General features: G+C 50.0%; 22 protein-coding genes. 18 read left to right on the top strand and 4 right to left on the bottom strand.

Annotated elements, in window-relative coordinates; all coding sequences use genetic code 11:
• Positions 1 to 119: 119 nt before the first annotated feature.
• The 5 genes from G548_RS0113105 to argS all read left to right on the top strand — a co-directional run bounded on the left by G548_RS0113105 (position 120) and on the right by argS (position 5,560).
• Complete coding sequence (locus G548_RS0113105) at positions 120 to 1,436, top strand: ABC transporter substrate-binding protein (RefSeq protein ID WP_022794610.1); 1,317 nt, start codon at positions 120 to 122, stop codon at positions 1,434 to 1,436.
• Positions 1,437 to 1,525: 89 nt separating this feature from the next.
• Positions 1,526 to 2,470 (top strand): carbohydrate ABC transporter permease, encoded by a 945-nt coding sequence (locus tag G548_RS0113100; RefSeq protein ID WP_027847406.1) that lies wholly within the window; start codon positions 1,526 to 1,528, stop codon positions 2,468 to 2,470.
• Positions 2,470 to 3,288, top strand: coding sequence for a carbohydrate ABC transporter permease (locus tag G548_RS0113095; RefSeq protein WP_022794608.1), 819 nt, complete (start codon positions 2,470 to 2,472; stop codon positions 3,286 to 3,288). The genes G548_RS0113100 and G548_RS0113095 overlap by 1 nt, the downstream gene beginning before the upstream one ends.
• Before the next feature lie 159 nt (positions 3,289 to 3,447).
• Positions 3,448 to 3,885 carry a YwiB family protein gene (locus G548_RS0113090; protein WP_022794607.1) on the top strand — a complete coding sequence of 146 codons (438 nt, stop codon included), beginning with the start codon at positions 3,448 to 3,450 and terminating at the stop codon, positions 3,883 to 3,885.
• Between the two features lie 4 nt (positions 3,886 to 3,889).
• Positions 3,890 to 5,560, top strand: coding sequence for an arginine--tRNA ligase (gene argS, locus G548_RS0113085; protein ID WP_022794606.1), 1,671 nt, complete (start codon positions 3,890 to 3,892; stop codon positions 5,558 to 5,560).
• 41 nt (positions 5,561 to 5,601) lie between these two features.
• Here argS and G548_RS0113080 read toward each other — a convergent pair whose 3' ends face one another.
• The gene (locus G548_RS0113080) at positions 5,602 to 7,062 is read right to left on the bottom strand and encodes a carbon starvation CstA family protein (RefSeq protein WP_022794605.1); all 1,461 of its coding nucleotides are present in this window, start codon (positions 7,060 to 7,062) and stop codon (positions 5,602 to 5,604) included.
• A gap of 183 nt (positions 7,063 to 7,245) precedes the next feature.
• Here G548_RS0113080 and G548_RS0113075 point away from each other — a divergent pair, with 183 nt between their 5' ends.
• Positions 7,246 to 7,731: a GNAT family N-acetyltransferase gene (locus tag G548_RS0113075; RefSeq protein ID WP_022794604.1), complete on the top strand. Its 486-nt coding sequence runs from the start codon at positions 7,246 to 7,248 to the stop codon at positions 7,729 to 7,731.
• A 275-nt stretch (positions 7,732 to 8,006) separates the two neighbouring features.
• On the opposite strand, the gene G548_RS18190 is transcribed toward G548_RS0113075, so the two are convergent.
• Positions 8,007 to 8,198 (bottom strand): hypothetical protein, encoded by a 192-nt coding sequence (locus G548_RS18190; RefSeq protein ID WP_022794603.1) that lies wholly within the window; start codon positions 8,196 to 8,198, stop codon positions 8,007 to 8,009.
• A gap of 191 nt (positions 8,199 to 8,389) precedes the next feature.
• Between G548_RS18190 and G548_RS0113065 the strand changes: the two genes are divergently transcribed.
• From G548_RS0113065 to G548_RS0113045, 4 genes are all read left to right on the top strand, one after another.
• Positions 8,390 to 8,662: a YhdT family protein gene (locus G548_RS0113065; RefSeq protein WP_022794602.1), complete on the top strand. Its 273-nt coding sequence runs from the start codon at positions 8,390 to 8,392 to the stop codon at positions 8,660 to 8,662.
• Positions 8,662 to 10,113 carry a sodium/pantothenate symporter gene (panF, locus tag G548_RS0113060; protein WP_022794601.1) on the top strand — a complete coding sequence of 484 codons (1,452 nt, stop codon included), beginning with the start codon at positions 8,662 to 8,664 and terminating at the stop codon, positions 10,111 to 10,113. The genes G548_RS0113065 and panF overlap by 1 nt, the downstream gene beginning before the upstream one ends.
• 161 nt (positions 10,114 to 10,274) lie before the next feature.
• Entirely contained in the window at positions 10,275 to 10,811 is a 537-nt protein-coding gene (rpoE, locus tag G548_RS18185) for a DNA-directed RNA polymerase subunit delta (RefSeq protein ID WP_169435249.1), read from the top strand.
• A gap of 542 nt (positions 10,812 to 11,353) precedes the next feature.
• Positions 11,354 to 12,955, top strand: coding sequence for a CTP synthase (locus G548_RS0113045; protein WP_022794598.1), 1,602 nt, complete (start codon positions 11,354 to 11,356; stop codon positions 12,953 to 12,955).
• Between the two features lie 60 nt (positions 12,956 to 13,015).
• On the opposite strand, the gene G548_RS0113040 is transcribed toward G548_RS0113045, so the two are convergent.
• The gene (locus G548_RS0113040; protein ID WP_022794597.1) at positions 13,016 to 13,537 is read right to left on the bottom strand and encodes a DUF2529 family protein; all 522 of its coding nucleotides are present in this window, start codon (positions 13,535 to 13,537) and stop codon (positions 13,016 to 13,018) included.
• A gap of 114 nt (positions 13,538 to 13,651) precedes the next feature.
• Here G548_RS0113040 and G548_RS0113035 point away from each other — a divergent pair, with 114 nt between their 5' ends.
• From G548_RS0113035 to G548_RS0112995, 8 genes are all read left to right on the top strand, one after another.
• Positions 13,652 to 14,020: a response regulator gene (locus tag G548_RS0113035; protein WP_022794596.1), complete on the top strand. Its 369-nt coding sequence runs from the start codon at positions 13,652 to 13,654 to the stop codon at positions 14,018 to 14,020.
• A gap of 248 nt (positions 14,021 to 14,268) precedes the next feature.
• A complete protein-coding gene (fba, locus tag G548_RS0113030; RefSeq protein ID WP_022794595.1) occupies positions 14,269 to 15,132 on the top strand; it encodes a class II fructose-1,6-bisphosphate aldolase in 864 nt (287 codons plus the stop codon).
• Between the two features lie 142 nt (positions 15,133 to 15,274).
• Entirely contained in the window at positions 15,275 to 15,919 is a 645-nt protein-coding gene (fsa, locus tag G548_RS0113025) for a fructose-6-phosphate aldolase (RefSeq protein WP_022794594.1), read from the top strand.
• A 241-nt stretch (positions 15,920 to 16,160) separates the two neighbouring features.
• Positions 16,161 to 17,447, top strand: coding sequence for a UDP-N-acetylglucosamine 1-carboxyvinyltransferase (locus G548_RS0113020; RefSeq protein WP_027847403.1), 1,287 nt, complete (start codon positions 16,161 to 16,163; stop codon positions 17,445 to 17,447).
• Between the two features lie 18 nt (positions 17,448 to 17,465).
• Complete coding sequence (glpX, locus tag G548_RS0113015; RefSeq protein ID WP_022794592.1) at positions 17,466 to 18,437, top strand: class II fructose-bisphosphatase; 972 nt, start codon at positions 17,466 to 17,468, stop codon at positions 18,435 to 18,437.
• Between the two features lie 385 nt (positions 18,438 to 18,822).
• The gene (rho, locus tag G548_RS0113005) at positions 18,823 to 20,100 is read left to right on the top strand and encodes a transcription termination factor Rho (RefSeq protein ID WP_022794590.1); all 1,278 of its coding nucleotides are present in this window, start codon (positions 18,823 to 18,825) and stop codon (positions 20,098 to 20,100) included.
• 88 nt (positions 20,101 to 20,188) lie between these two features.
• Entirely contained in the window at positions 20,189 to 20,431 is a 243-nt protein-coding gene (locus G548_RS0113000) for a type B 50S ribosomal protein L31 (protein ID WP_022794589.1), read from the top strand.
• A gap of 84 nt (positions 20,432 to 20,515) precedes the next feature.
• Positions 20,516 to 21,094, top strand: coding sequence for a thymidine kinase (locus G548_RS0112995; RefSeq protein WP_022794588.1), 579 nt, complete (start codon positions 20,516 to 20,518; stop codon positions 21,092 to 21,094).
• Positions 21,095 to 21,152: 58 nt separating this feature from the next.
• Here G548_RS0112995 and G548_RS0112990 read toward each other — a convergent pair whose 3' ends face one another.
• Complete coding sequence (locus G548_RS0112990; RefSeq protein WP_022794587.1) at positions 21,153 to 22,481, bottom strand: FAD-dependent oxidoreductase; 1,329 nt, start codon at positions 22,479 to 22,481, stop codon at positions 21,153 to 21,155.
• Between the last annotated feature and the right edge of the window lie 185 nt (positions 22,482 to 22,666).

Below are 22,666 nucleotides of genomic sequence, written 5' to 3'. Positions count from 1 at the left end.
TGCAGAGAATCAAAAGATTGTATAGAAAATACTTCCATACAATCGCAGGAGCTTAACTTATAATCAAAATTGTAAGCGTTATCATAAAATCATATTTATTCCTGCGAGGGGGAGGGTTTATGTTGAAAAAGAGTGTTGGTCTGGTAGGAAGTTCACTGCTGTTGTTCGGTTTGGCAGCCTGTGGGGGAGGCGGTTCGGACTCCGGCTCCGGTTCGGAAAATGAAGGCAGCTCCAGCGGCTCGGGAGAAGGCGGAAGCGACGCTGAAGTAGAAATCTTTAGCTGGTGGACAGGCGCTGGCGAGGAAGACGGCCTGATGGCTTTGATTGAAATGTTTGAAGAGGAAAATCCCGATATTTCGGTGGAAAACGCAGCTGTAGCCGGCGGTGCCGGTACAAATGCTAAAGCGGTGCTTGCCACAAGAATGCAGGGCGACGATCCGCCGTCGACGTTCCAGGTGCACGGCGGAGCTGAGCTGAATGACAGTTGGGTGGCGGCAGACAAAATGGAGCCGCTCAATGATTTTTACGAAGAGGAAGAGCTGAATGACAAGTTTCCGGAAGAGCTGGTCGATATGGTCAGCTCAGATGGCGATATCTATTCCGTACCGGTCAATATTCACCGCGGTAACGTAATGTTTTACAACATGGAAGTGTTTGAAGAAAACGACATCGAACCGCCAAGTGATATTGACGAATTTTTTGAAGTCGCAGAAGAGCTCGAAGCAGCGGGCGTGACTCCGCTTGCGATGGGCGATAAAGAGTCCTGGCCGGCTACACAGATTTACGAAAATCTGCTGCTTGCCAACCTCGGTCCGGAGGACTACGAAGCTCTTTGGGAAGGCGAAGTCGGCTTTGACGATGAGCGCGTAGCAACAGCCACCGAGCAGTTTGGGCAGATGCTTGAATATGTAAACGAAGATCACGCTTCGAGAAACTGGCAGGATTCAGCTCAGATGGTTGCAGACGGGGAAGCTGCCATGATTAACATGGGCGACTGGGCAAAGGGCTACTTTGTAAATGACCTTGGCCTCGAAGTAAATGAAGGCTTCGGCTACACGCCATTCCCTGGAACAGCAGAAGAGTTTATGGTCATCACGGATACGTTCGGTCTGCCAAAAGGGGTGGAAAATCCGGAACAGGTTCAAGAATTCCTGAGCGTCCTCGGTTCGAAGGAAGGACAGGACACGTTCAACCCATTAAAAGGTTCGATCCCGGCACGGGTGGACGCGGATGAGTCCAAATATGACGAATACGGCCAGGACACGATGGAAGACTTCCAGGAAACATCGCTTACGCCAAGTCTTGCTCACGGTTCAGCTGCCTCTGAAGGCTTCGTGACCAAAGCGAACCAGGCAGTCAATATCTTCGTTACCCAGGGTGATGAAGAAAAACTGATGGAATCGATGCAGACAGCGCTGGATGAAGAACAACAATAGGATGATTAACAGAAGGAAGCCCCGTGCCGGTGAAAGCGGTGCCGGGCTTCTTTTGTTTAAAGGAGGGATGGAAGATGGCCGACGAAGTAATGGATAAAACAGCAGCAAAAGACCGGGTGAAACGAAAAAAGGTCGTCAAGGACCGCTGGTGGGCCGTGGCGTTTATCGTCCCCTCGTTTTTACTGGTCGCTGTATTTGTATACGGATTTATCGGATGGACAGGGTACGTTTCGCTCAGCAATTGGAACAGCCTGACGCCGGACTTTTCGTTTGCCGGGTTTGCTAACTATATATATCTGTTCCAGGATTTCCGTTTTCAGGCGGATTTAAGGAACACCCTGTTTTTCACGATTCTGTTTATCGGGTTTGTAATTGTGAGCGGGCTCGGCCTGGCTGTGCTTATCGATCAAAAGCTAAAGGCCGAAACGCTTTTCCGCAATATTTTTCTTTTTCCAATGGCGCTTTCCTTTGTCGTAACCGGTGTCGTCTGGCAGTGGCTTTTGAATCCGTCCACCGGCTACAATACATTTTTGGCTTTCTTCGGTATCGAACCGCTCTGGTACACTGATACGACTATTCTGGGCGGCTTTCAGTGGGGAAGTATTGAATTCGGTCTCCCGGTCGCCATCATCGCGCTTGTTATTGCAGCTGTCTGGCAGATGACCGGCTTTTCCCTGGCGATGTATCTGGCCGGACTGCGGGGCATTCCGGAGGAGCTCCGGGAGGCTGCCCGGGTCGACGGAGCGTCGGAGTGGAAGGTATACATGAAGGTAGTTATTCCGCTGCTTCTGCCGATTACGGTAAGTGTTGTTATTATCATGGCACATATTTCGCTGAAAATCTTTGACCTGGTATATGCCATGACCGGTTCGGGAGCTAATTTCGTAACTGACGTGCCGGGCGTGTATATGTTTGAAACGACCTTCCGGGCCAACTACTACGCGAACGGGGCTGCCATTGCCATGGTGATGCTCATCCTGGTCGCAGTATTCATCGTACCGTACTTACTCGCCAATCGAAGGAGGGAAGGGTGATGGCTGTTCGATTAACGCCGGTGTTCAAATATGCACTCGCCATTTTCATGTCGCTTTTGTTTTTATCACCTATTTACGTCATCGTAGTCACCAGCCTGAAGCCGCTCGACGAAGTGAGCCTCGCTACGATGTGGGCATTTCCGACAGCAATCGACTTTTCAAGCTACGCAGAAGCCTTTACAGCCCTGGCGCCGAACCTGGCGAACAGCTTTTATCTGGTTATTCCGGCCACAATTTTATCCGCGCTGCTCGGGGCGATGAACGGGTACGTGCTGTCCAAATGGAAGTTCAAAGGCTCGGAAATTCTTTTTACTGTGCTGCTGTTTGGGATGTTTATTCCGTATCAGAGCATCCTCATTCCGCTCATTCAATTTCTCAGAACCATTGAATTGTACAACTCGATTCCGGGGCTGATTTTAACCCACGTCGTGTACGGCCTGCCGATTACGACCCTGATGTTTAGAAATTTTTATGCCAATATTCCGGATACGATGATCGAGGCGGCGAAAATTGACGGCGCGGGTTTTCTGCAGATATTCCGGCGTGTCATCATTCCGCTTTCCATTACGGGATTTGTCGTCGTGGCCATCTGGCAGTTTACAAACATCTGGAACGAATTTCTGTTTGCAGTAACGATCACAAACGCCGACAGCCAGCCGGTAATGGTGGCGCTTCAGAATTTATCCGGCAGCCAGATCGTGCAGTGGAACGTGCAGATGGCCGGTGCCATGCTTGCCGCCCTGCCGACGCTGATTGTCTATATTGTACTCGGAAGATACTTTGTCCGCGGCCTGCTCGCCGGATCGGTCAAAGGGTGATCAAAGCTTCTCTGCTCCGGCAGGGAAGCTTTTTTGTCTGCAGGCTTTTCAATTGATCAATTTTCCCTTCTCAATGCGCAAAGACGTGTTAAAATAAGACAGTGATTAACCGGAGCGTTGAAAGCGAGTATGTGCAGGCATAGAGAAAGGTGGCTCATCGTGGCAGATACAGCGAAAATCCCGGTAAAAGTAGCCATGACAACCAACATGCAGCAGGAGGATGAACGTGAAACTATCCAGCTGAAAGCAGATGGCGAAATGTACGAAAAACAGGAGTGGACGTATGTCCGGTTCGAAGAAGAGCTCGAGGGCATAGGAAAAGTACAGACAACACTGAAAATAGGAAATGCAGAGGTTATGGTACTCCGAAGCGGGGCCGTGGCCATGCGTCAGGTCTACGCCTACGGTGAACGTACCGAAGGCACCTACGATATGGGCTACGGCCGGCTTCATACAGAAGCGGTAACGGACCATCTGGCTGTGACAAAGGCCAACCTCGGCTGGATGCTTCATATTGATTTTCATTACCGGCTGGTACTGCAGGGGACGCCGGTAGGACGTTACGAAATTTCGATCGTTATTGAGGAGGACGCATGAACACATGAATATAATGGATCAAGTGAAAGAGCAGCTGAAAACAGAAATTGCGGCGGCAATTGAAGCGGCGGGGCTTGCCCGGGGAGGGGAAGTGCCGGAAATTGTGCTTGAAACCCCGAAGGAAAAAAGCCACGGGGACTTTGCGTCCAATGCGGCGATGAAGCTCGCAAGTGTGGCAAAAAAAGCACCGCGGGCGATCGCCGAAGACATCGTGAATCACTTAAATACAAACAAAGCCTCTGTCAAAGAAATTGAAATTGCGGGCCCGGGATTTATTAACTTTTTTATGGACAACCGTTATTTGATTGATGTAATTCCGGAAGTGCTCAATCAGGGAGCGGACTACGGTCGTTCTGATGTAGGAAAACAGAAAAAGGTCCAGGTGGAGTTTGTATCGGCGAATCCGACCGGCAACCTGCATCTCGGCCATGCCCGCGGCGCGGCTGTGGGGGACTCGCTCTGCAACATTCTGGACTTCGCCGGCTATGAGGTGACGCGTGAATATTACATTAACGATGCCGGCAACCAGATCGTAAACCTGGCAAGATCGGTCGAGAGCCGTTATTTTGAAGCGCTTGGCATGGAGATGGAAATGCCTGAAGGCGGCTATCAGGGAGCAGACGTGCGCCAGTTCGGTGAAGAGCTTGCCAGTGAGCAGGGTGACCGGTTTGTAAACGTCGAAGAGGAGGAACGGCTCGAGTTTTTCCGTGAATATGGGCTGAAGCGTGAAATCGAAAAGCTGAAGCAGGATCTTGAACAATTCAGAGTCCGTTTTGACGTGTGGTATTCGGAAACCTCACTTTATACTAACGGCAATGTTGAAGAAACGCTGCAGTACCTGCATGATCAGGGAGAAACATACGAAGAAGACGGGGCAGTATGGTTCCGCTCGAGCCGTTACGGTGACGACAAAGACCGGGTGCTTGTGAAAAACGACGGCACCTACACGTATCTGCTGCCGGATATTTCGTATCACCGGGACAAATTTGGCCGCGGCTTTGAAAAGGTTATTAATATCTGGGGCGCGGACCACCACGGCTATATTCCGCGTATGGAAGCAGCGGTGCAGGCGCTTGGTTATGACAAAGACCAGCTTGAAACACAGATCATTCAAATGGTGAATCTGTTTGAGAACGGCGAGCGCGTGAAAATGAGCAAACGGACCGGAAAAGCGGTAACTTTGCGGGATCTGATGGACGAAGTCGGCATTGACGCCACCCGGTATTTCTTTGCGATGCGGAGTCCGGACACTCATATGGACTTTGACCTGAGCCTGGCCAAATCGCAGTCCAATGAAAATCCGGTATACTACGTGCAGTATGCTCACGCCAGGCTCTGCAGCATTTTCCGCCAGGCGGAGGAACGCGGCATCACCTTTGATCCAGCGGCAGATTTGACACCGATCCACAGTGAGAAAGAGCTGGCCGTGCTGAAAAAAATTGGTGAATTTCCGGAAGAGGTGGCAATTGCAGCGGATAAATATGCCCCGCACCGCATGACCACCTATCTCCATGAACTGGCCTCTGCATTTCACAGCTTCTACAATGCAGACCGCGTCATGGACGCGGAAGACGAGCCGAAAACCCAGGCGAGACTCGTACTGGCAAAGGCAGTCCAGACAACGGTGCAGAACGGCCTGGACCTTATCGGCGTGAATGCGCCGGAAACGATGTAATAACGACGAAGGCACCACCCGGGATGGGCGGTGCCTTTTTATTATGCTTTGGCGGGTGCTTTTTCATACGCCGATTCGATCTGTTCGTCGACTGGAAATTTGGTCCCCACGTAGGCGCGGGCCCGTTTAACAAACAGGGCGATAACGATTAGTGTTCCGACAGCCGCGATAATATAACTTATGTCCATTGGCAGGCCGAAGCCAATCGGCGCATTTAAAATGTAGGTGAATGTTGCCATGGTCATAAAGGTGGCCGGAATCGAAGCGACCCAGTGGTTTTTCCCGGCGAGCACGAGATACATGGCACCGACCCACAGGGCGATCATAGCGGTGGACTGATTGGCCCAGGAAAAATACCGCCACAAAATGGTGAAGTCCATGTTTGTTAAAGCAAACGAAGCGACAAACAACGGAAGCGCGATCCAAAGCCGGTTCGGCATTTTCTTTTGATTGATCCGGAAGTAGTCCGCAATAATCATCCGTGCACTTCTAAACGACGTATCGCCGGACGTAATCGGGAGTACAATGACCCCGAGAACGGCAAGTGTACCGCCGACAGCTCCGAGCATCGTCATTGAAACCTCGCTAACCACAGCCCCGGGTCCGCCTGCAGCGATGAGTTCATTCAGGGAAATCCCATTAAAAATACTCATAGCAGCAGCAGCCCAGATCATGGCGATGATACCTTCTGCGATCATCATCCCGTAGAAAATTTTTCTTCCACTGCCTTCGTTTTGTGTAGTCCGTGAAATGATCGGCGTCTGGGTGGCATGAAAGCCGGAGATAGCCCCGCAGGAAATAGTTAAAAAGAGCAGTGGAAAAATAGGCGCCTGATCCGGGTGCATGTTTTGAAACGAAAGCTCTGGAATCGGCTGCCCCTGAACGATAAGCCCGCCTCCAATACCGACAGCACTTAGCAGCAGCAGCGCCCCGAGGATCGGATAGATTTTTCCGATGATTTTATCCACCGGAAGAAGTGTCGCGAGCGTATAATAGGCAAAAATAACTGTAATAATGGCAGCAAGACCGATCCATCCAGGAAGAATCCCGTTCAGCAGTTCCGCGGGAGCGGTGACGAAAACGGTGCCAACTAATAATAAAAGAAGCACAGAAAATCCATTTACGATATGCTTCATTGACTTGCCGAGAAATTTGCCGGCAAGCTGCGGAAGGTGGGCGCCACCGTTGCGGATAGAAATCATGCCGGTTAAGTAATCGTGTACCGCTCCAGCGAAAATGGCGCCGAACACGATCCACAAAAAAGCAACAGGTCCGTAAAGAGCGCCCATGATCGGGCCGAAGATTGGGCCGACGCCGGCAATGTTCAGCAGCTGAATCATGGAGTTCCGCTTCGTTCCCATAGGAAGGTAGTCTACGTTATCCTGTTTAGTGAAGGCGGGGGTCGCCCGCTTGTCGTTTGCAGTGAATAATTTTTCAATAAAAGCACCGTATGTAAAGTACCCGATAATCAGTAATGCTACTGCGATGATAAAAGTAATCATGATGTCGTCCCCCTGGTAAATTTGAATACGCTTACAGGTTAGTTATACATTTGGAAATCATAAACGTCAAGCAGAAAAAGGAAGCGTTTCCGCGCGGTTTTTATTGCAGGTAGGAAGGGTAAATAATGGTAGATCTAGAAGAATAGCAGGAAGACATGCTACCATGCAGAAGGAGGAAGTGCGATGGCTGTTATTATCCGCCCGATGGAGTATAAAGATTTGGACCGGATCCGCGAAGTAGCAAGAGACTGCTGGCATGACGCCTATGAGGGCATTATTCCGTTGCCGGCCCAGGAGATGTATTTGAGTCAGGCCTACAACGATGAAATGCTGATGCGCCGGATATCAAGTCATACGTCCAAAGTAGCTGTAGTGGATGGGAAAGTCGTGGGGTTTTCTGATTTAGGGCCGATCGACGACAAACGAAGCTGTAAAATGTCTGCTATGTACCTGCTTCCTGAGTATCAGAGCCGGGGAATTGGAAAACAGCTGTTTGACGAAACGCTGATGGAAGAGCCGAACGCTAAAAAGATCCGGGTGTATATAGAGGAAAAAAATACCCGCGGGCAGAAGTTCTACGAAGCTCAGGGATTTGAGGAAAAAGAAAAGCTTCAGGGAGAATTCGGCGGCTATCAGATTCCAATGCTGATTATGGAGAAGGAGATGTAAAAGAAAAGCGGAGCCGACTTGCACAGCCGTTCCGGACGGCTGGCGTAAACCTTGTTGGAAGCGTCGTTAGACGGTGAAACAAGGGTGAAGCCAATGGACCGGACGGCTAGGAGGCGGAGCTAGCCAGGGAAAACGCGGCCGACTAATAAACCGCTACGTCCTGTAGCAACGTCGAACGGCCCTGCTTCATTTGGGTCCTGATCTAAGATTCTATAAATCAAAAAAGCTGCTCCTCTTGTGTGAGGAAGCAGCTTTGCACTTGATAGATGATTATTTTAATGGGTTACTTCATTTTTTAATAGGACGATGCGGTGGTAAGGAAATTCTTCTTCTTTTCCCACAATTGGATAATCACTGAACTCTACGATAACTGTGCGTTCAAATTCAGAAATAACTTTCATTTCATAGCCTTCGTAATGGACGACTTCTCCAGGTTCGAATTGGTCAAATTGCTTTTCGCCAGCCATATACATCAACACCTTTAACTTTATTAAATTATAATACCCTTTTTTATAATGATTAAACGTCGCTTGAAATTACAGACACAATACGTATATTTTCGTGAAACGGGAACGATTTGTCAATAAGGTTGCAGCAGACTGGTAAATCAGCTAAACTAATTGAAGTTTTTGAAGGAACGAAAAATTGGAGGATGGTCATGAGCCTGGAAGAAAAAGAGAAAAAGCTGCAGCAGCTCACAGCGAAGGAAGCGCTTCTTGGGGTTGCTATTGCTGTGGGCCATTTTATCTGGTGGTTTGGTTTTGCGTATGGTCTTGGAGGCAGAGACCCCCAGGATTATCAGTACATACTCGGTATGCCCGACTGGCTTTTTTACAGCTGTGTGCTCGGGCCAGTGCTTTTACTCGTCACTCTATGGTTTGTCGTGAAGTTCGTCCTCCGTGATATTCCTCTTGATCAGGAGGAAGACTAATGAATATAGAAGTGATTGTGCCATTAGTCGTTTTTTTACTTTTTACGTTTGCGATCGGTATCTGGTCTGCTAGAAAAAGGACGGGAGCTGCTTCTTTTCTTCATGATTACTATTTAGGAAGCCGTGAACTTGGCGGACTCGTGCTTGCAATGACAATGGTTGCGACGTACGGCAGTGCGAGCAGCTTTGTCGGGGGCCCCGGCATCGCTTACGACCGCGGGCTTGGCTGGGTGCTTTTATCCATGGCCCAGGTGGTTACCGGCTATTTCACGCTGATGATTCTCGGCAAGCGATTTGCCGTCATGGCCCGCCGGTACCGGGCTGTAACACTCGTGGATTTTCTCCGCTCCCGCTATAATAACGGACTTGTTGTTATTTTAGGGGCATTTAGCATTGTCATCTTTTTATTTTCCGCTATGGCTGCCCAGTGGGTAGGTGGCGCGAGGCTCATCGAATCGGTCACAGGCATGAGCTATCAGGCGTCTCTGTTCCTGTTTGCAGCAGCTGTCCTGTTTTACGTAATTATCGGGGGTTTCCGGGCAGTAGTGGTTACAGACGCGGTGCAGGGCATTATTATGGTAGTCGGCACGCTGATTATTTTTACCGCTACACTGATAGCCGGAGGCGGCATGAACAATATTATGACCTCCCTGTATCAGGAAAACCCGAACCTCGTTACACCGTTCGGCGCAGACGGAGATTTAACCGCGCTCTATGTATCGTCATTCTGGATTTTAGTCGGTGTGGGAGTGGTCGGGCTGCCTCAGGTGGCCGTGCGGGCGATGTCGTATAAAAGCTCGGCTGCTATGCACCGTGCACTTCTGATCGGAACGGCAGTGGTTGCTTTTATGATGTTTGGAATGCATATGGCCGGGGTTATGGGCCGCGTCGTTGTTCCGGGCATTGAAGTGGCCGATACCGTTATGCCGGAGCTTACGATGACTGTCCTTCCCGGATGGCTGGCCGGTATCGTCCTGGCAGCGCCGATGGCGGCCATCATGAGCACCGTGGATTCCCTGCTGCTGATGATCAGCTCCTCAGTAGTGAAAGATGTATACATCAACTATATCAAGCCGGACGCGTCAGAAAACAGAATACGCCTGCTTAGCCTGATTGTTACGGCAGCCGTCGGCATTATTGTTGTAGCTATTTCGTGGAGCCCGCCGGAGTTTTTAATCTGGCTGAATCTGTTTGCCTTTGGTGGGCTGGAAGCAGCGTTCATTTGGCCAATTGTTTTAGGGCTGTATTGGAAAAAGGCAAACGGCTGGGGAGCGCTTGCAGCGATGGTCACAGGTATCGCTTCATACATGATTATTTCCATCTGGCTGCCGGGGTGGCTCGGGATGCACGAGGTAGCCATGCCTGTTCTTTTTTCACTTGCGGCGTTTGTGCTCGTTTCCCTTCTCACGAACCGGCAGCAGAACGAATGGGCACCTCTGGAAAACAATTAAACAGACAGGCGGTAAATTCTATCAGGAAGAATTGAATAATAATTATGGAATTTTCCTTCGAAATATGTTTATAATTTTAGGTATGAATTTTCGTAGCGATGAAGCGATTAATATAAAGGAATCAGCATAAGGGCATGTTCGTGAAAAGGAGCGATGAAGCTGTGAAAATAAACGAGTTGAGCGAAGAAAAAGTACGGGAAATGTCTTCGATGGAACTGGCATATATGATTCTCGAAGAAGAGGGCGGAGCATCAGGCTATACGAGAGTCATGGACCGTCTGACAGAATTAAAAGGCTACACGGAAGAAGAAAGAAAAAGCCGGATGATCAAATTGTTTACATCCATGAATCTGGATGGACGGTTTGTGCACCTGGGCGAAAACCACTGGGGTCTTCGCGGATGGTATCCTCTCGATCAGTCAGATGAAGAGCTGAGCCATACTGTACAGGGCTCTGATGAGCTTGCCGATGAGATCGATCCGGAAGAAGAAACGTATGACGATGACCTGGTGGACATTTCCGACGATCTGGACGCCATCTCTAAAAAAGACGACGCCGATGAAGACACGTTTGATGATAATGATCTCGAAGGCTTTGAGCCAGGTAATTCCGGTCCAGGCTTCGACGAGGACGAAGATGAAGACGAAGAAGACAGTGGAAGCGACAATACAGAGGAAAGTGAAGAAGAGAGCCGGTAATTTTATCGTGGTCATATCTTGACTTTCGAAGCTCGTATAGGTACAATCATTTTTGGGCTGTGACGTAAAGGTGAAAATGATACCTATATAAGCATGAACGACAAACAAAAGTGTGCCCCCTCCATATGGTGGCAGGGCGCCACTTTTGTTTTTTTTATGATTAAAGAAAAGCGCAGAAGCCTTGCTCAACCGCGACAGGTACTTCCCAGACGTGCAGGGCAGCCTGCTGCCCGGAGTCGGCTGGGAAGTAACCCCGAGCGGTTAGGCTTCGAAGCTGGACAAAGAAAAGCGGAGGAAGCCTGTTTAGCGGCGCGGGCCCTGGAAGAGCTTTGGATAAAGGGGTTTTTTCCCTTTAACAAAGATCTGAAGGGACACGCTGCCGCTGGCTTCCGGAGCTGGACAAAGAAAAGCGAAGGGTGTTATTTAAAGGATGTTCGATTAAAATCGCTACATCCTGTAGCAACATCGAACTGACCCGCATCGTGCGGGCCCTGGAAGCACTATTTTAAAGAACATTTATATAAAGAGAGGCAGATAGGTATATGGCGAGTAAATATATTTTCGTTACTGGCGGCGTTGTATCTTCGTTAGGTAAAGGCATTACAGCAGCTTCCCTTGGGAGACTGCTTAAAAACAGAGGACTTAGTGTTACTATCCAAAAGTTTGACCCATATATCAACGTGGACCCGGGAACAATGAGCCCGTATCAGCACGGGGAGGTTTTCGTTACAGACGACGGAGCGGAAACAGACCTGGATCTCGGACACTATGAACGCTTTATCGATATTAACCTCAGCAAAAACAGCAATGTCACGACCGGAAAAGTATACTCATCCGTTATTCGCAAAGAACGGCGCGGCGACTATCTGGGCGGCACCGTACAGGTTATTCCGCACGTCACAAATGAGATTAAGGAACGTGTCTACCGTGCAGGAAGAGAAACAGGAGCCGATGTAGTAATTACAGAAATCGGCGGTACGGTCGGCGATATTGAAAGCCTCCCGTTCCTTGAAGCCATTCGTCAGATTAAAAGCGATGTTGGACGCGACAACGTAATGTACGTGCACTGCACGTTAATTCCATACTTATCCGCAGCGGGCGAAATGAAATCCAAACCGACGCAGCACAGCGTCAAAGAGCTGCGCGGTATCGGCATCCAGCCGAACATCATTGTACTCCGGACAGAAAAGCCGGTACCGGAAAACATGAAGGAAAAAATCGCTTCGTTCTGCGACGTGCCTTCCGAGTCGGTAATTGAAGCCGGAGATGCAGAAGTATTATACCAGATCCCGCTTGAACTCCAGCGCCAGCATATGGATCAGATCGTCTGCGATCATCTGAAGCTGACAGCACCGCCGGCAGAAATGACGGAATGGACTGCGCTCGTCGACCGGGTGAAAAACTTAAGCAAAACTGTACGTATTGCTCTTGTGGGAAAATACGTTGCGCTTCCGGATGCGTATCTTTCAGTGGCGGAGTCGCTGAAGCACGCCGGCTATCACTTTGATGCAGACATCGAAATCGACTGGGTGCAGTCGGAGGATCTGGATAAAAATAATGTAGCTGAACGCCTGAAGGATGCTGATGGAATTCTTGTGCCCGGAGGCTTCGGAGACCGCGGTATCCAGGGCAAGATTGAAGCGATCAGCTACGCCCGTGAACAGAAGATCCCGTTTCTCGGAATTTGTCTTGGCATGCAGCTTGCGAGCGTGGAATTTGCAAGAAACGTGGCTGGCATAGAGGATGCGGGCTCGGCAGAATTTCATCCTGATGCTAAAAATGCAGTCATCGATCTGCTTCCAGAGCAGAAGGATGTCGAAGATCTCGGCGGAACGCTTCGGCTTGGCCTTTACCCCTGCAAGCTGAAAGAAGGCTCCCGGGCGAAGGAAGCTTACGATGAGGCGGAGATCGTCTATGAACGCCACCGCCACCGCTATGAATTCAGCAACGCTTACAGAGAGCAGCTGGAAAACAACGGATTTATCTTCAGCGGTACGAGCCCGGACGGACGTCTGGCAGAGATTATTGAAGTAGCAGACCATCCTTACTTTGTTGCTTCGCAGTTCCACCCGGAATTTGTCTCCCGGCCGACCCGTCCGCAGCCTTTATTCCGCGAATTTATCCGTCACTCTGCAGGAGAATAAACGAAAAGAAGCCTGGATGGCATAGATCATCCAGGCTTCTTTATGCATAATACTTCTGCTTTAGTCGAGTTCATCCGATAATTCTTTTATATATAAATATAAAAGCTGGCCGGCGAACATTGCGGACAAGTCAAATGGATACCCGTAGCGCTCTCCCTTTTCATCCGGGATGACCGGGTCGGCCGAAGGTGCTGAAATATGGCAGTTTAACGGGCCGAGCAGCTCGTTGATCCGGGCGTCATCCTGCGTGAAAATAATTAAAGGTGTTTCGCTGTTTTCACATGTTTGGATAAACGAAAGCATGTCCTCCTGCTCGTCGGGATGAATAATGAGAAACAAACGGTCGACCTCGGACAGGGCCTCAGTGTCGGAAGAAGGCACAATGGCCGTGGTGCCTCCCGGGGCGTCCGGATGGCTGGCCAGCGCGAGGGCAATGGAGTAGGCGGACGGTGATCCCGCGACCCAGAGCCTGCCCAGTCCCCTTACAGCCTGGACGGCCAGACGTGCCGCATCTTCAAATTCTTCCTCCTGGTCCATGATGCTTTGAAATTTACCCTGAAGCTGGGTCGAAAAAATTTTCATGAAAATCCTCTTTTCTGCTTTGAAATTGATGCCCTGCTGAAACATGCGTGGTCATAAATCTCATAGTAATATATACTGCAGGGAGAAGAAAGTAGAGAAGGAGGAATTCATGCAATGCAACGGGTGTTAATTGTAGATGATCAAATGGGGATCCGGCTTCTCTTAAAAGAGGTACTCGAAGAAGAAGGGTACACCGTCAAGGAAGCACATAACGGCGAGCTTGCTTTACATATGGTAGAAGAATGGAGGCCGGAAATTTTTATCATCGATATGAAACTCCCGGGAATCGACGGGCTCACGCTGCTTAAAGAGCTTCAAAGCTCCTCCCGCCTCGAAAATGCCTGTGTGATTATTATGACTGCCTTTGGTGAAAAAGAACAAGTGGAAGCAGCCAAACAAAACGGAGCGGATCACTATATCACCAAGCCTTTTGACATTGAAAACTTAAAGAGCATCATCGGCAAACTTTCGCAAGAAGGGTGACAACTGGACTCGATATGCTATAATGAAAAAAGAATTTGAGTAAGATCTACATAGCATAGTCGGTCTGTTTTCAAGCGAAAGTATCTGATAGTGAAGACGCTCTGATCATATCATCATTACGCTTTAATACACACTATTCGATGCAGCCTGAATAAAAGCTGCAGATGCTTTCGTGCGCTTAAATATATTTACTATGTATGGAAGCTGCTCAAACATTTTGCTTGAAACGAAGAGGGAGGATATTTTTTATGCCATTGGTATCAATGACGGAAATGCTGAAAACAGCACAAAAAAATCAGTATGCCGTAGGACAGTTCAACCTGAACAACATGGAATTCACCCAGGCTATTCTTCAGGCGGCTGAAGAAGAAAAGTCGCCAGTAATCTGCGGCGTTTCTGAAGGTGCGGCCCGCTACATGGGTGGCTTCGAAACAGTCGTTACGCTGGTAAAAGCGTTGATGAAAGAATACAACGTAACAGTACCTGTAGCCATTCACCTCGACCACGGTTCGAGCTTTGAGAACTGCATGAAGGCAATGAAAGCAGGATTTACTTCTGTAATGATCGACGGCTCTCACCACCCGCTCGAATATAACATTGAAATGACTAAACGCGTTGTAGATGCTGCGCACGCGATCGGCGTATCTGTAGAAGCCGAGCTCGGCCGTGTAGGCGGACAGGAAGACGACCTGGTCGTTTCTGAAGCGGAAGAAGCTTACGCTATTCCTGCAGAATGTAAAGAGCTTGTAGAGCAGACCGGTGTTGACTGCTTCGCAGCTGCGCTTGGTTCTGTACACGGCCCTTACAAAGGCGAGCCGAACCTGAGCTTTACCCGCATGGAAGAAATCCAGCAGCTTGTGGACGTGCCATTCGTTCTGCACGGCGGCACGGGCATTCCGACAGAAGACGTGAAAAAAGCGATCCGTTACGGTCACGCTAAAGTGAACGTAAACACGGAAAGCCAGATGTCTTCTGCGGCGAAAGTGCGCGAGGTATTGGCAGAGCAGCCGGATCAGTATGATCCTCGTAAATACCTCGGCCCGGCACGCGATGCTGTCAAAGAAACAGTGAAGTTCAAAATGCAGGAATTTGGTTCTTCCAACCAGGCGTAATTAATGAGCATAAAGCGAAGAAAAGGGGCCCGGAAACGGGCCGCCTCTTTCTCCGCCTTACTTTCTTCTTTTCATAGTAAAATGATTTGCAAGCGTTTGCTTGATCTGGATAAAGAGTACTAAATAATAGGAGGGAACATGTATGAATTTTTTTGTAGATACAGCGAATGTCGATGAAATCAGAGAGGCGAATGACCTCGGGATTCTCGCCGGCGTCACCACGAACCCGAGCCTTGTCGCCAAGGAAGGCGTCGACTTTCATGAACGCTTAAAAGAGATCACTGCTATCGTCGACGGCTCCGTCAGTGCCGAAGTCATTTCGACCGAAGCAGAAGGCATGATCACAGAAGGCCGGGAGCTCGCAAAAATCGCTCCGAATATTACAGTCAAAGTTCCAATGACACTTGAGGGCATGAAAGCCGTAAAGGTCTTTACAGAAGAAAACATCCAAACAAACGTTACGCTCGTCTTTTCTTCCGTACAGGGGTTAATTGCGGCAAGAGCAGGAGCGACATACGTATCCCCATTCCTCGGGCGTCTGGATGATATCGGCCATAACGGTCTGGACTTGATCAGTGAGATTTCCGAGATCTTTAACGTTCACGGTATCGAAACGAAAATTATTGCTGCATCCGTGCGCCATTCCACTCACGTGGCAGAAGCGGCGGCCCGCGGTGCCCATATCGCGACCATTCCGTTTAAGGTTGTTCCCGGCCTTCTGAAGCATCCGCTGACAGATCAGGGCATTGAAAAATTCCTGAGCGACTGGGAAAACCGTAAGCAGTAAAATAAAACAGTACAGGCTTCTGCAGGGTTTCTGCGGAAGCTTTTTTTGTATGAAAATTCAGCCAAATTCTCTTGCTAATAAGTGGAAAAACATCTATGCTGAAAAAAGAAAACACTTTTAACGATTAGTAGGACACAAATAGCATAAAAAGGGCTGGATCCGGGCCCGGGATTCAGCTTTTACATACCGGTTCATACAGACTAGCTGAGGATGCCGGATAATGATTATAGAGGATGATTGCATGCAGAAAATGATTATTGAAGGCGGCAGGCCTTTAGAAGGACGGGTGTCGGTCAGCGGAGCGAAGAACAGCGCAGTGGCGCTTGTTCCGGCTGCATTGATGGCAAATGGCCATGTAACTCTCGAGAACCTTCCAGACATTCACGATATCGACACGCTGGCTGAAATTTTGCAGGACGTGGGAGCGAATGTAAAAACGGAAAATCACCGAATGAAAATCAACGCGAAGAATGTTCGTCCGCTGCCAATGCCAAACGGTAAAGTCAAGAAGCTGCGTGCTTCCTACTATCTGATGGGGGCGATGCTCGGTCGGTTTAAAAAAGCGGTTATCGGCATGCCGGGCGGCTGCTATCTTGGTCCGCGGCCGATTGATCAGCATATTAAGGGCTTCGAAGCTCTGGGGGCTACGGTCGAAAATGAACACGGGTCGCTCCATATTCACGCCAAAGAGCTGAAAGGCGCCCGCATTTATCTGGATGTGGTGAGCGTTGGGGCAACAATTAACATTATGATGGCGGCAGTTATGGCCAAGGGCCGGACAGTCATCGAAAACGCCGCGAAAGAACCGGAAATTATCGACGTAGCCACGCTTTTAACAAATATGGGTGCAAATATTAAAGGCGCGGGAACAAACGTTATCCGCATTGACGGCGTGGAAGAATTAAACGGATGCACGCATTCGATTATACCGGACCGGATTGAGGCGGGTACTTATATGATTGCCGGGGCGGCTATGGGGAGTGAAGTAGTAATAGACAACGTTATCCCCGATCACCTCGAAGCGTTAACGGCCAAGCTCCGGGAAACAGGAACCGGCGTTGAATGGTATGATAATTCGGTCCGTGTCACCGGGGCGCAAAGGCTGCAGCCCGTTCAGTTAAAAACTCTCGTCTATCCGGGTTTTCCAACCGATCTGCAGCAGCCGTTCACAGCGCTGATGACAAGAGCCGAAGGAAAAACCATCGTTCACGACACCATCTATCCGTCCCGGTTCAAGCATGTGGATGAGCTGGCACGAATGGGGGCAGATGTGACCACAAGTGAGGGCACAGCGATTGTGCGGGGCCCGGCGGACCTTCAGGGCGTCCAGGTAACAGCGAGTGATCTGAGGGCCGGGGCTGCCCTGATTGTAGCCGGACTGATGGCCGAAGGCCGGACCGTTATTACCGGGTTTGAGCATGTAGCCCGGGGCTATGAAAAAATTGAGCACAAATTGCGTTATTTAGGCGCTGAGATCCGTTTAGAGACTATCAGCGAGCAGGAAATGCAGGAAATTCAAAATTCATAAGCTTGGGGGAGTATAACAATGGAAAGAAGTCTATCGATGGAGTTAGTAAGAGTGACAGAAGCAGCGGCGTTATCGTCTGCACGCTGGATGGGCAGGGGAAAAAAGGACGAGGCCGACGATGCTGCCACAAGCGCAATGCGCGATGTATTTGATACGATCCCGATGAAAGGGACCGTGGTCATCGGCGAAGGGGAAATGGATGAGGCACCGATGCTCTACATTGGGGAAAAGCTTGGTACCGGCTTTGGTCCGAGAGTCGATGTGGCGGTAGATCCGCTTGAGGGTACAGAAATCGTTGCCAGCGGATCCTGGAACGCCCTTGCGGTACTTGCTATTGCTGACCATGGAAGGCTTCTCCATGCTCCGGATATGTATATGGATAAAATTGCGGTAGGACCTGAAGCGATCGGAAAAATTGATATCGATGCCCCGGTCGCAGACAATCTGCACGCTGTAGCCAAGGCCAAAGGCAAGGACATCGAGGACGTTGTGGTCACTATTTTAGACAGAGAGCGCCATGCCAAGCTGATTCAGGATGTCCGCGATACCGGGGCCCGGATCAAGCTGATCCCTGCCGGAGACGTCGCCGGTGCGATTAACACTGCCTTTGATGAAACAGGCGTGGATATACTGCTTGGCTCCGGTGGAGCGCCGGAGGGTGTTATTGCCGCGGTCGGACTCAAATGTCTGGGCGGGGAAATGCAGGGCAAGCTTCTTCCGCAGAACGACGATGAACTGGCCCGGTGCACAGAAATGGGCATTGATGACGTCAGCCGGCCGCTTCTTATGTCGGATCTGGTCGGCGGAGAGGACTGCATCTTCGCCGCTACCGGCGTAACAGAGGGAGAGCTGCTGAAGGGCGTGAATTTTAAAAGCTCCAAGGCTACGACTCAGTCCCTTGTCATGAGGGCGAAATCAGGAACGGTCCGCTTTGTCGACGGCAAGCACAACGTGCAGAAAAAGCCGGACTTTGTCATCAGAGACGAATAGAACGGGCAGAGGACAGGGGCACCTGTCCTTTTCTCATTTTTATTCCGGAGGTGTTCCGTGCTGATAATTTCACTTGCAGACAGAGGCGTTCAAAGTTAAAATAATGAAGTACAATCCATATACGAAAAACATTTACTGCCATCCAACAGTTCTCCTCTCCTTTATGCAGAGCGAAGGCACATCTGCTTCAATGCTCCAAAGAATGCAGGGCATCCGTTCCTTTTCTTATCTTCCAATTATCCCAACACGTTTTGCCGGAAAGCCATAACGGAAATAAAACAGGCAGCTTACATTCATAAAGTGTAAGTGTTTCTTCACGTTGACGGCACTAATATACATGATTATTTTTTTGCATTCATAATAGAAAAAGAAAGTGGTGACCGCATTGGCAGTCAACATCGCAGAGCTCGAAACAATGACGCTGAAAGAATTGTACCGGCTCGCCAAAGAATACAAGGTATCGTATTACAGCAAATTAAACAAACGGGAGCTCGTCTTTGCGATCTTAAAAGGACAGGCGGAAAAAGACGGCCTGATGTTTATGGAAGGCGTGCTTGAAATTATCCAGACCGAAGGCTACGGTTTTCTTCGTCCGATTAACTACCTGCCGAGCACGGAGGACATTTATATCTCTGCCTCCCAGATCCGCCGTTTTGATCTGAGAAACGGGGACAAAGTTTCTGGAAAGGTGCGGCCGCCGAAGGATTCGGAGCGGTACCACGGGCTGCTGCAGGTTGAAGCAGTCAACGGGGAGGACCCGGACTCGTCGAAGGAGCGCCCGCATTTTCCGGCGCTGACGCCCCTGTACCCGGAAGAGCGCATGCAGATGGAAACCCAGCCCAATCGCGCGTCTTCACGGATTATTGACCTGATCACCCCGGTAGGCTTCGGCCAGCGCGGGCTCATTGTGGCTCCGCCAAAAGCCGGAAAGACGTCGCTGTTGAAAGAAATCGCCAACAGTATCACTGAAAACCATCCGGAAACCGAACTGATTGTGCTGCTTGTGGACGAGCGTCCGGAGGAGGTCACCGACATCGAGCGCTCCGTAGACGGGGACGTTGCCAGCTCGACGTTTGATGAAGTGCCGGAAAACCACATTAAAGTTTCGGAGCTTGTGCTTGAACGGGCGATGCGGCTTGTGGAGCATAAAAAAGATGTCGTCATTCTGCTCGACAGTATCACCCGGCTTGCGCGTGCGTATAACCTGGTGCTGCCGCCAAGCGGCCGGACGCTTTCCGGTGGTATTGACCCGGCAGCGCTTCACCGTCCGAAGCGCTTCTTCGGGGCGGCCCGCAATATTGAAGAAGGCGGAAGCCTGACCATCCTGGCGACGGCCCTTGTAGAAACCGGTTCGCGAATGGACGATGTGATTTATGAGGAATTTAAAGGTACAGGCAACATGGAGCTTCATCTCGACCGCCGTCTGGCCGAACGCCGTATCTTCCCGTCAATCGACATCCGCCGCTCAAGCACCCGGAAAGAAGAGCTGCTCGTTTCCAAGGAGCATCTGGACAATTTATGGGCGATCCGCAAGACGATGAACGATTCGCCGGATTTCGTGGATCACTTTATCCGGCGCATTAAGCAGACCAAAACGAATGAAGAATTTTTTGAGGAGCTTCAAAAGGACAAGCAGGGAAAAGTAACGACCGGAAAGAAATAAACGAAATGAACGATTGATAAATTTCGGGGAAGTTGTTATAATCTCGTTATGTGTGAAAAAGAGAAGAATCGAAAGGAAGTGACCAGCTATGAAACAACAAGTACATCCGGAATATCATAAAGTTGTGTTTATGGATACAAGTACGGGATTCAAGTTTTTGAGCGGTTCGACAGAAAGCTCGTCTGAAACTATCGAATGGGAAGACGGAAACACGTACCCAGTAATCAAAATTGAGGTAAGCTCCGATTCCCACCCGTTCTATACCGGCAAGCAGAAGCAGAACACTGCCGGCGGCCGTGTGGACAAGTTCAAAAGAAAATATAACCGCTAATCACAATGGTTGGGTAAAGGCGGAAGCTGCGGCTTCCGTCTTTTTTATATCATGAACCTAAACCGATAAGCAGGGGAGAATAATATGGCGCAGTTATTTTTTAAATACGGCACAATGAACAGCGGCAAGTCCATCGAAATTTTAAAGGTGGCCCACAATTATGAAGAGCAGAACAAGCCGGTGCTCATCTTCACCTCCGGTCTGGATGACCGGCGCGGGGTGGGATTTGTAGCAAGCAGAATCGGCGTGGAACGTGAGGCTGTTCCAGTATTTGAAGAGACAAACATTTATGATATCGTCCGCCAGGAAGAAGAGCGGCCGTTCTGCATCCTCGTGGACGAAGCGCAGTTTCTGTCCCAGGAGCACATCATTCAGCTGGCGGAGATTGTTGATAACCTTGATATCCCGGTGATGAGCTTTGGCCTGAAGAACGATTTTCAAAATGAACTGTTTGAAGGCAGCAAGCATCTGCTGCTTTACGCGGACAAAATCGAGGAAATGAAAACCATCTGCTGGTTCTGTCATAAAAAAGCGGTCATGAATTTAAGACTCGACGGCGAGGGGCGGCCGGTTTATACAGGCGATCAGATTCATATCGGCGGCAATGACTCCTATTATCCGGTATGCCGGAGATGTCACGCCAATCCGCCTATTGCCCTGTAAACAAAAAATAAGCCAGCCGGAGCATTGCCGGCTGGCTTTATCTATTGCAGGCGGAGAGTTACTTCGCCCGGCGGATCACCTGCTGGAGCGGATCCCACACTTTATTGTACGGCGGAGCGTAGCTCAGGTCCAAATCCTCAAACTCACTGATCGTCATACGGTGGAAGAGAGCGGTTGCCAGTACATCGAGCCGTTTATCCGTGCCGTCGCCGCCGATAAGCTGGCCGCCGAGGATAATACCTGTGTCCGGGCAGTACGTGACTTTAATGTGAAGCTTGGTATTTCCCGGGAAATAACCGGCATGGCTTGATGTAGTAAGCATTTCGCTGCGGTGGGGAAAGCGCATGTCAGCAGCCTCCGCTTCGGAGATACCAGTTTTTCCGAGTGTCAGGCTGAAAAAGCGGAGGATGGACGTGCCGGTTACTCCTTTGAATGATTTTACGCTTCCAGCCATGTTCAGGCCGGCGACCCGTCCCTGCTTGTTGGCGTGGGTTCCGAGCGGAAGGTAATCATCGATCTCCTTGATCCGGTGAAACTGGGTGGCGCAGTCCCCGGCGGCGTATATATCAGAGATGTTGGTTTGCATATAGCGGTTCACCTGAAGGGCTCCGTTGCCGTGCCGGAACAGTCCACATTTGGACACCATTTCCGTATTAGGACGCAGGCCGACGCCGGCGATCACTGCATCGGTGTCAATTACCCGCTGGTCGGTATGGACAGCTGCGACCCGGCTTTTGCCTGATAAATGCTGAACGTTTTCCCCAAACAGCAGTTCAATGCCGTTCGCTTCTGCTTCCTCAGCGATGTATTCTGCCATGTCCGGATCGAATATACCGGCAAGTTGGTCGCCGCGCTGTAAAAGCGTTACTTTTTTTCCAGCATGAATGCAGTTTTCTGCCACCTCCAGGCCGATATAGCCGCCGCCTACAACAGTGACGTGGTTTACGTGGGCCAGGTCTGCTTTGATTGTTTCGGCGTCCGGAATCGTTTTTAGTGTATGCACCCCTTCAAGCTCGCGTCCTGGCCAGTTTGGCAGAAGCGGACGCCCGCCGGAAGCAATCAGCAGCTTATCATACGTGACCTGAAAAGGCTTGCCGGTGCCGGTATGTACACCGTTCACTTCTTTTTTATCCGCATTGACGCCGGTCACTTCGTGGTTTACCCGGGCATCAATGCCGTATTTTTCCCGGAATGTATCAACGTCGCGGGCGACTAAATTCGCGCTGTCCTCGACTTCGCCTCCAAGCATGTAAGGAAGGCCGCACTGAGCGTAGGAATATATTTCTCCTGCTTCGAGCGTAATAATTTCTGCGTTCTCGTCCTGCCGGTAGATCTGCATGGCTGCACTCATGCCGGCGGCGTCTCCGCCGATAATAACGTATTTCATGGTTTTCCCCCTTCTGCTTAAACAATAGGCACTTACAGGGCGGTTCCCCGCTCCTGCACTGGTCAAACGAAATTTATAGACGCGGCGGTATTTTGACGCCCCTATGCCCCTGTATTATAATTAGTATACTGTAAAGGAGAACGAGGAACGTGTAAAACGTAACGAAATACATTTCAATCGGATAA

The organism is Marinococcus halotolerans DSM 16375, from assembly GCF_000420725.1.
Taxonomy (GTDB): Bacteria; Bacillota; Bacilli; order Bacillales; family Marinococcaceae; genus Marinococcus; species Marinococcus halotolerans.
The sequence above is the reverse complement of the archived record's forward strand: the minus strand, read 5'-3'. Positions and strand labels throughout refer to the sequence as shown.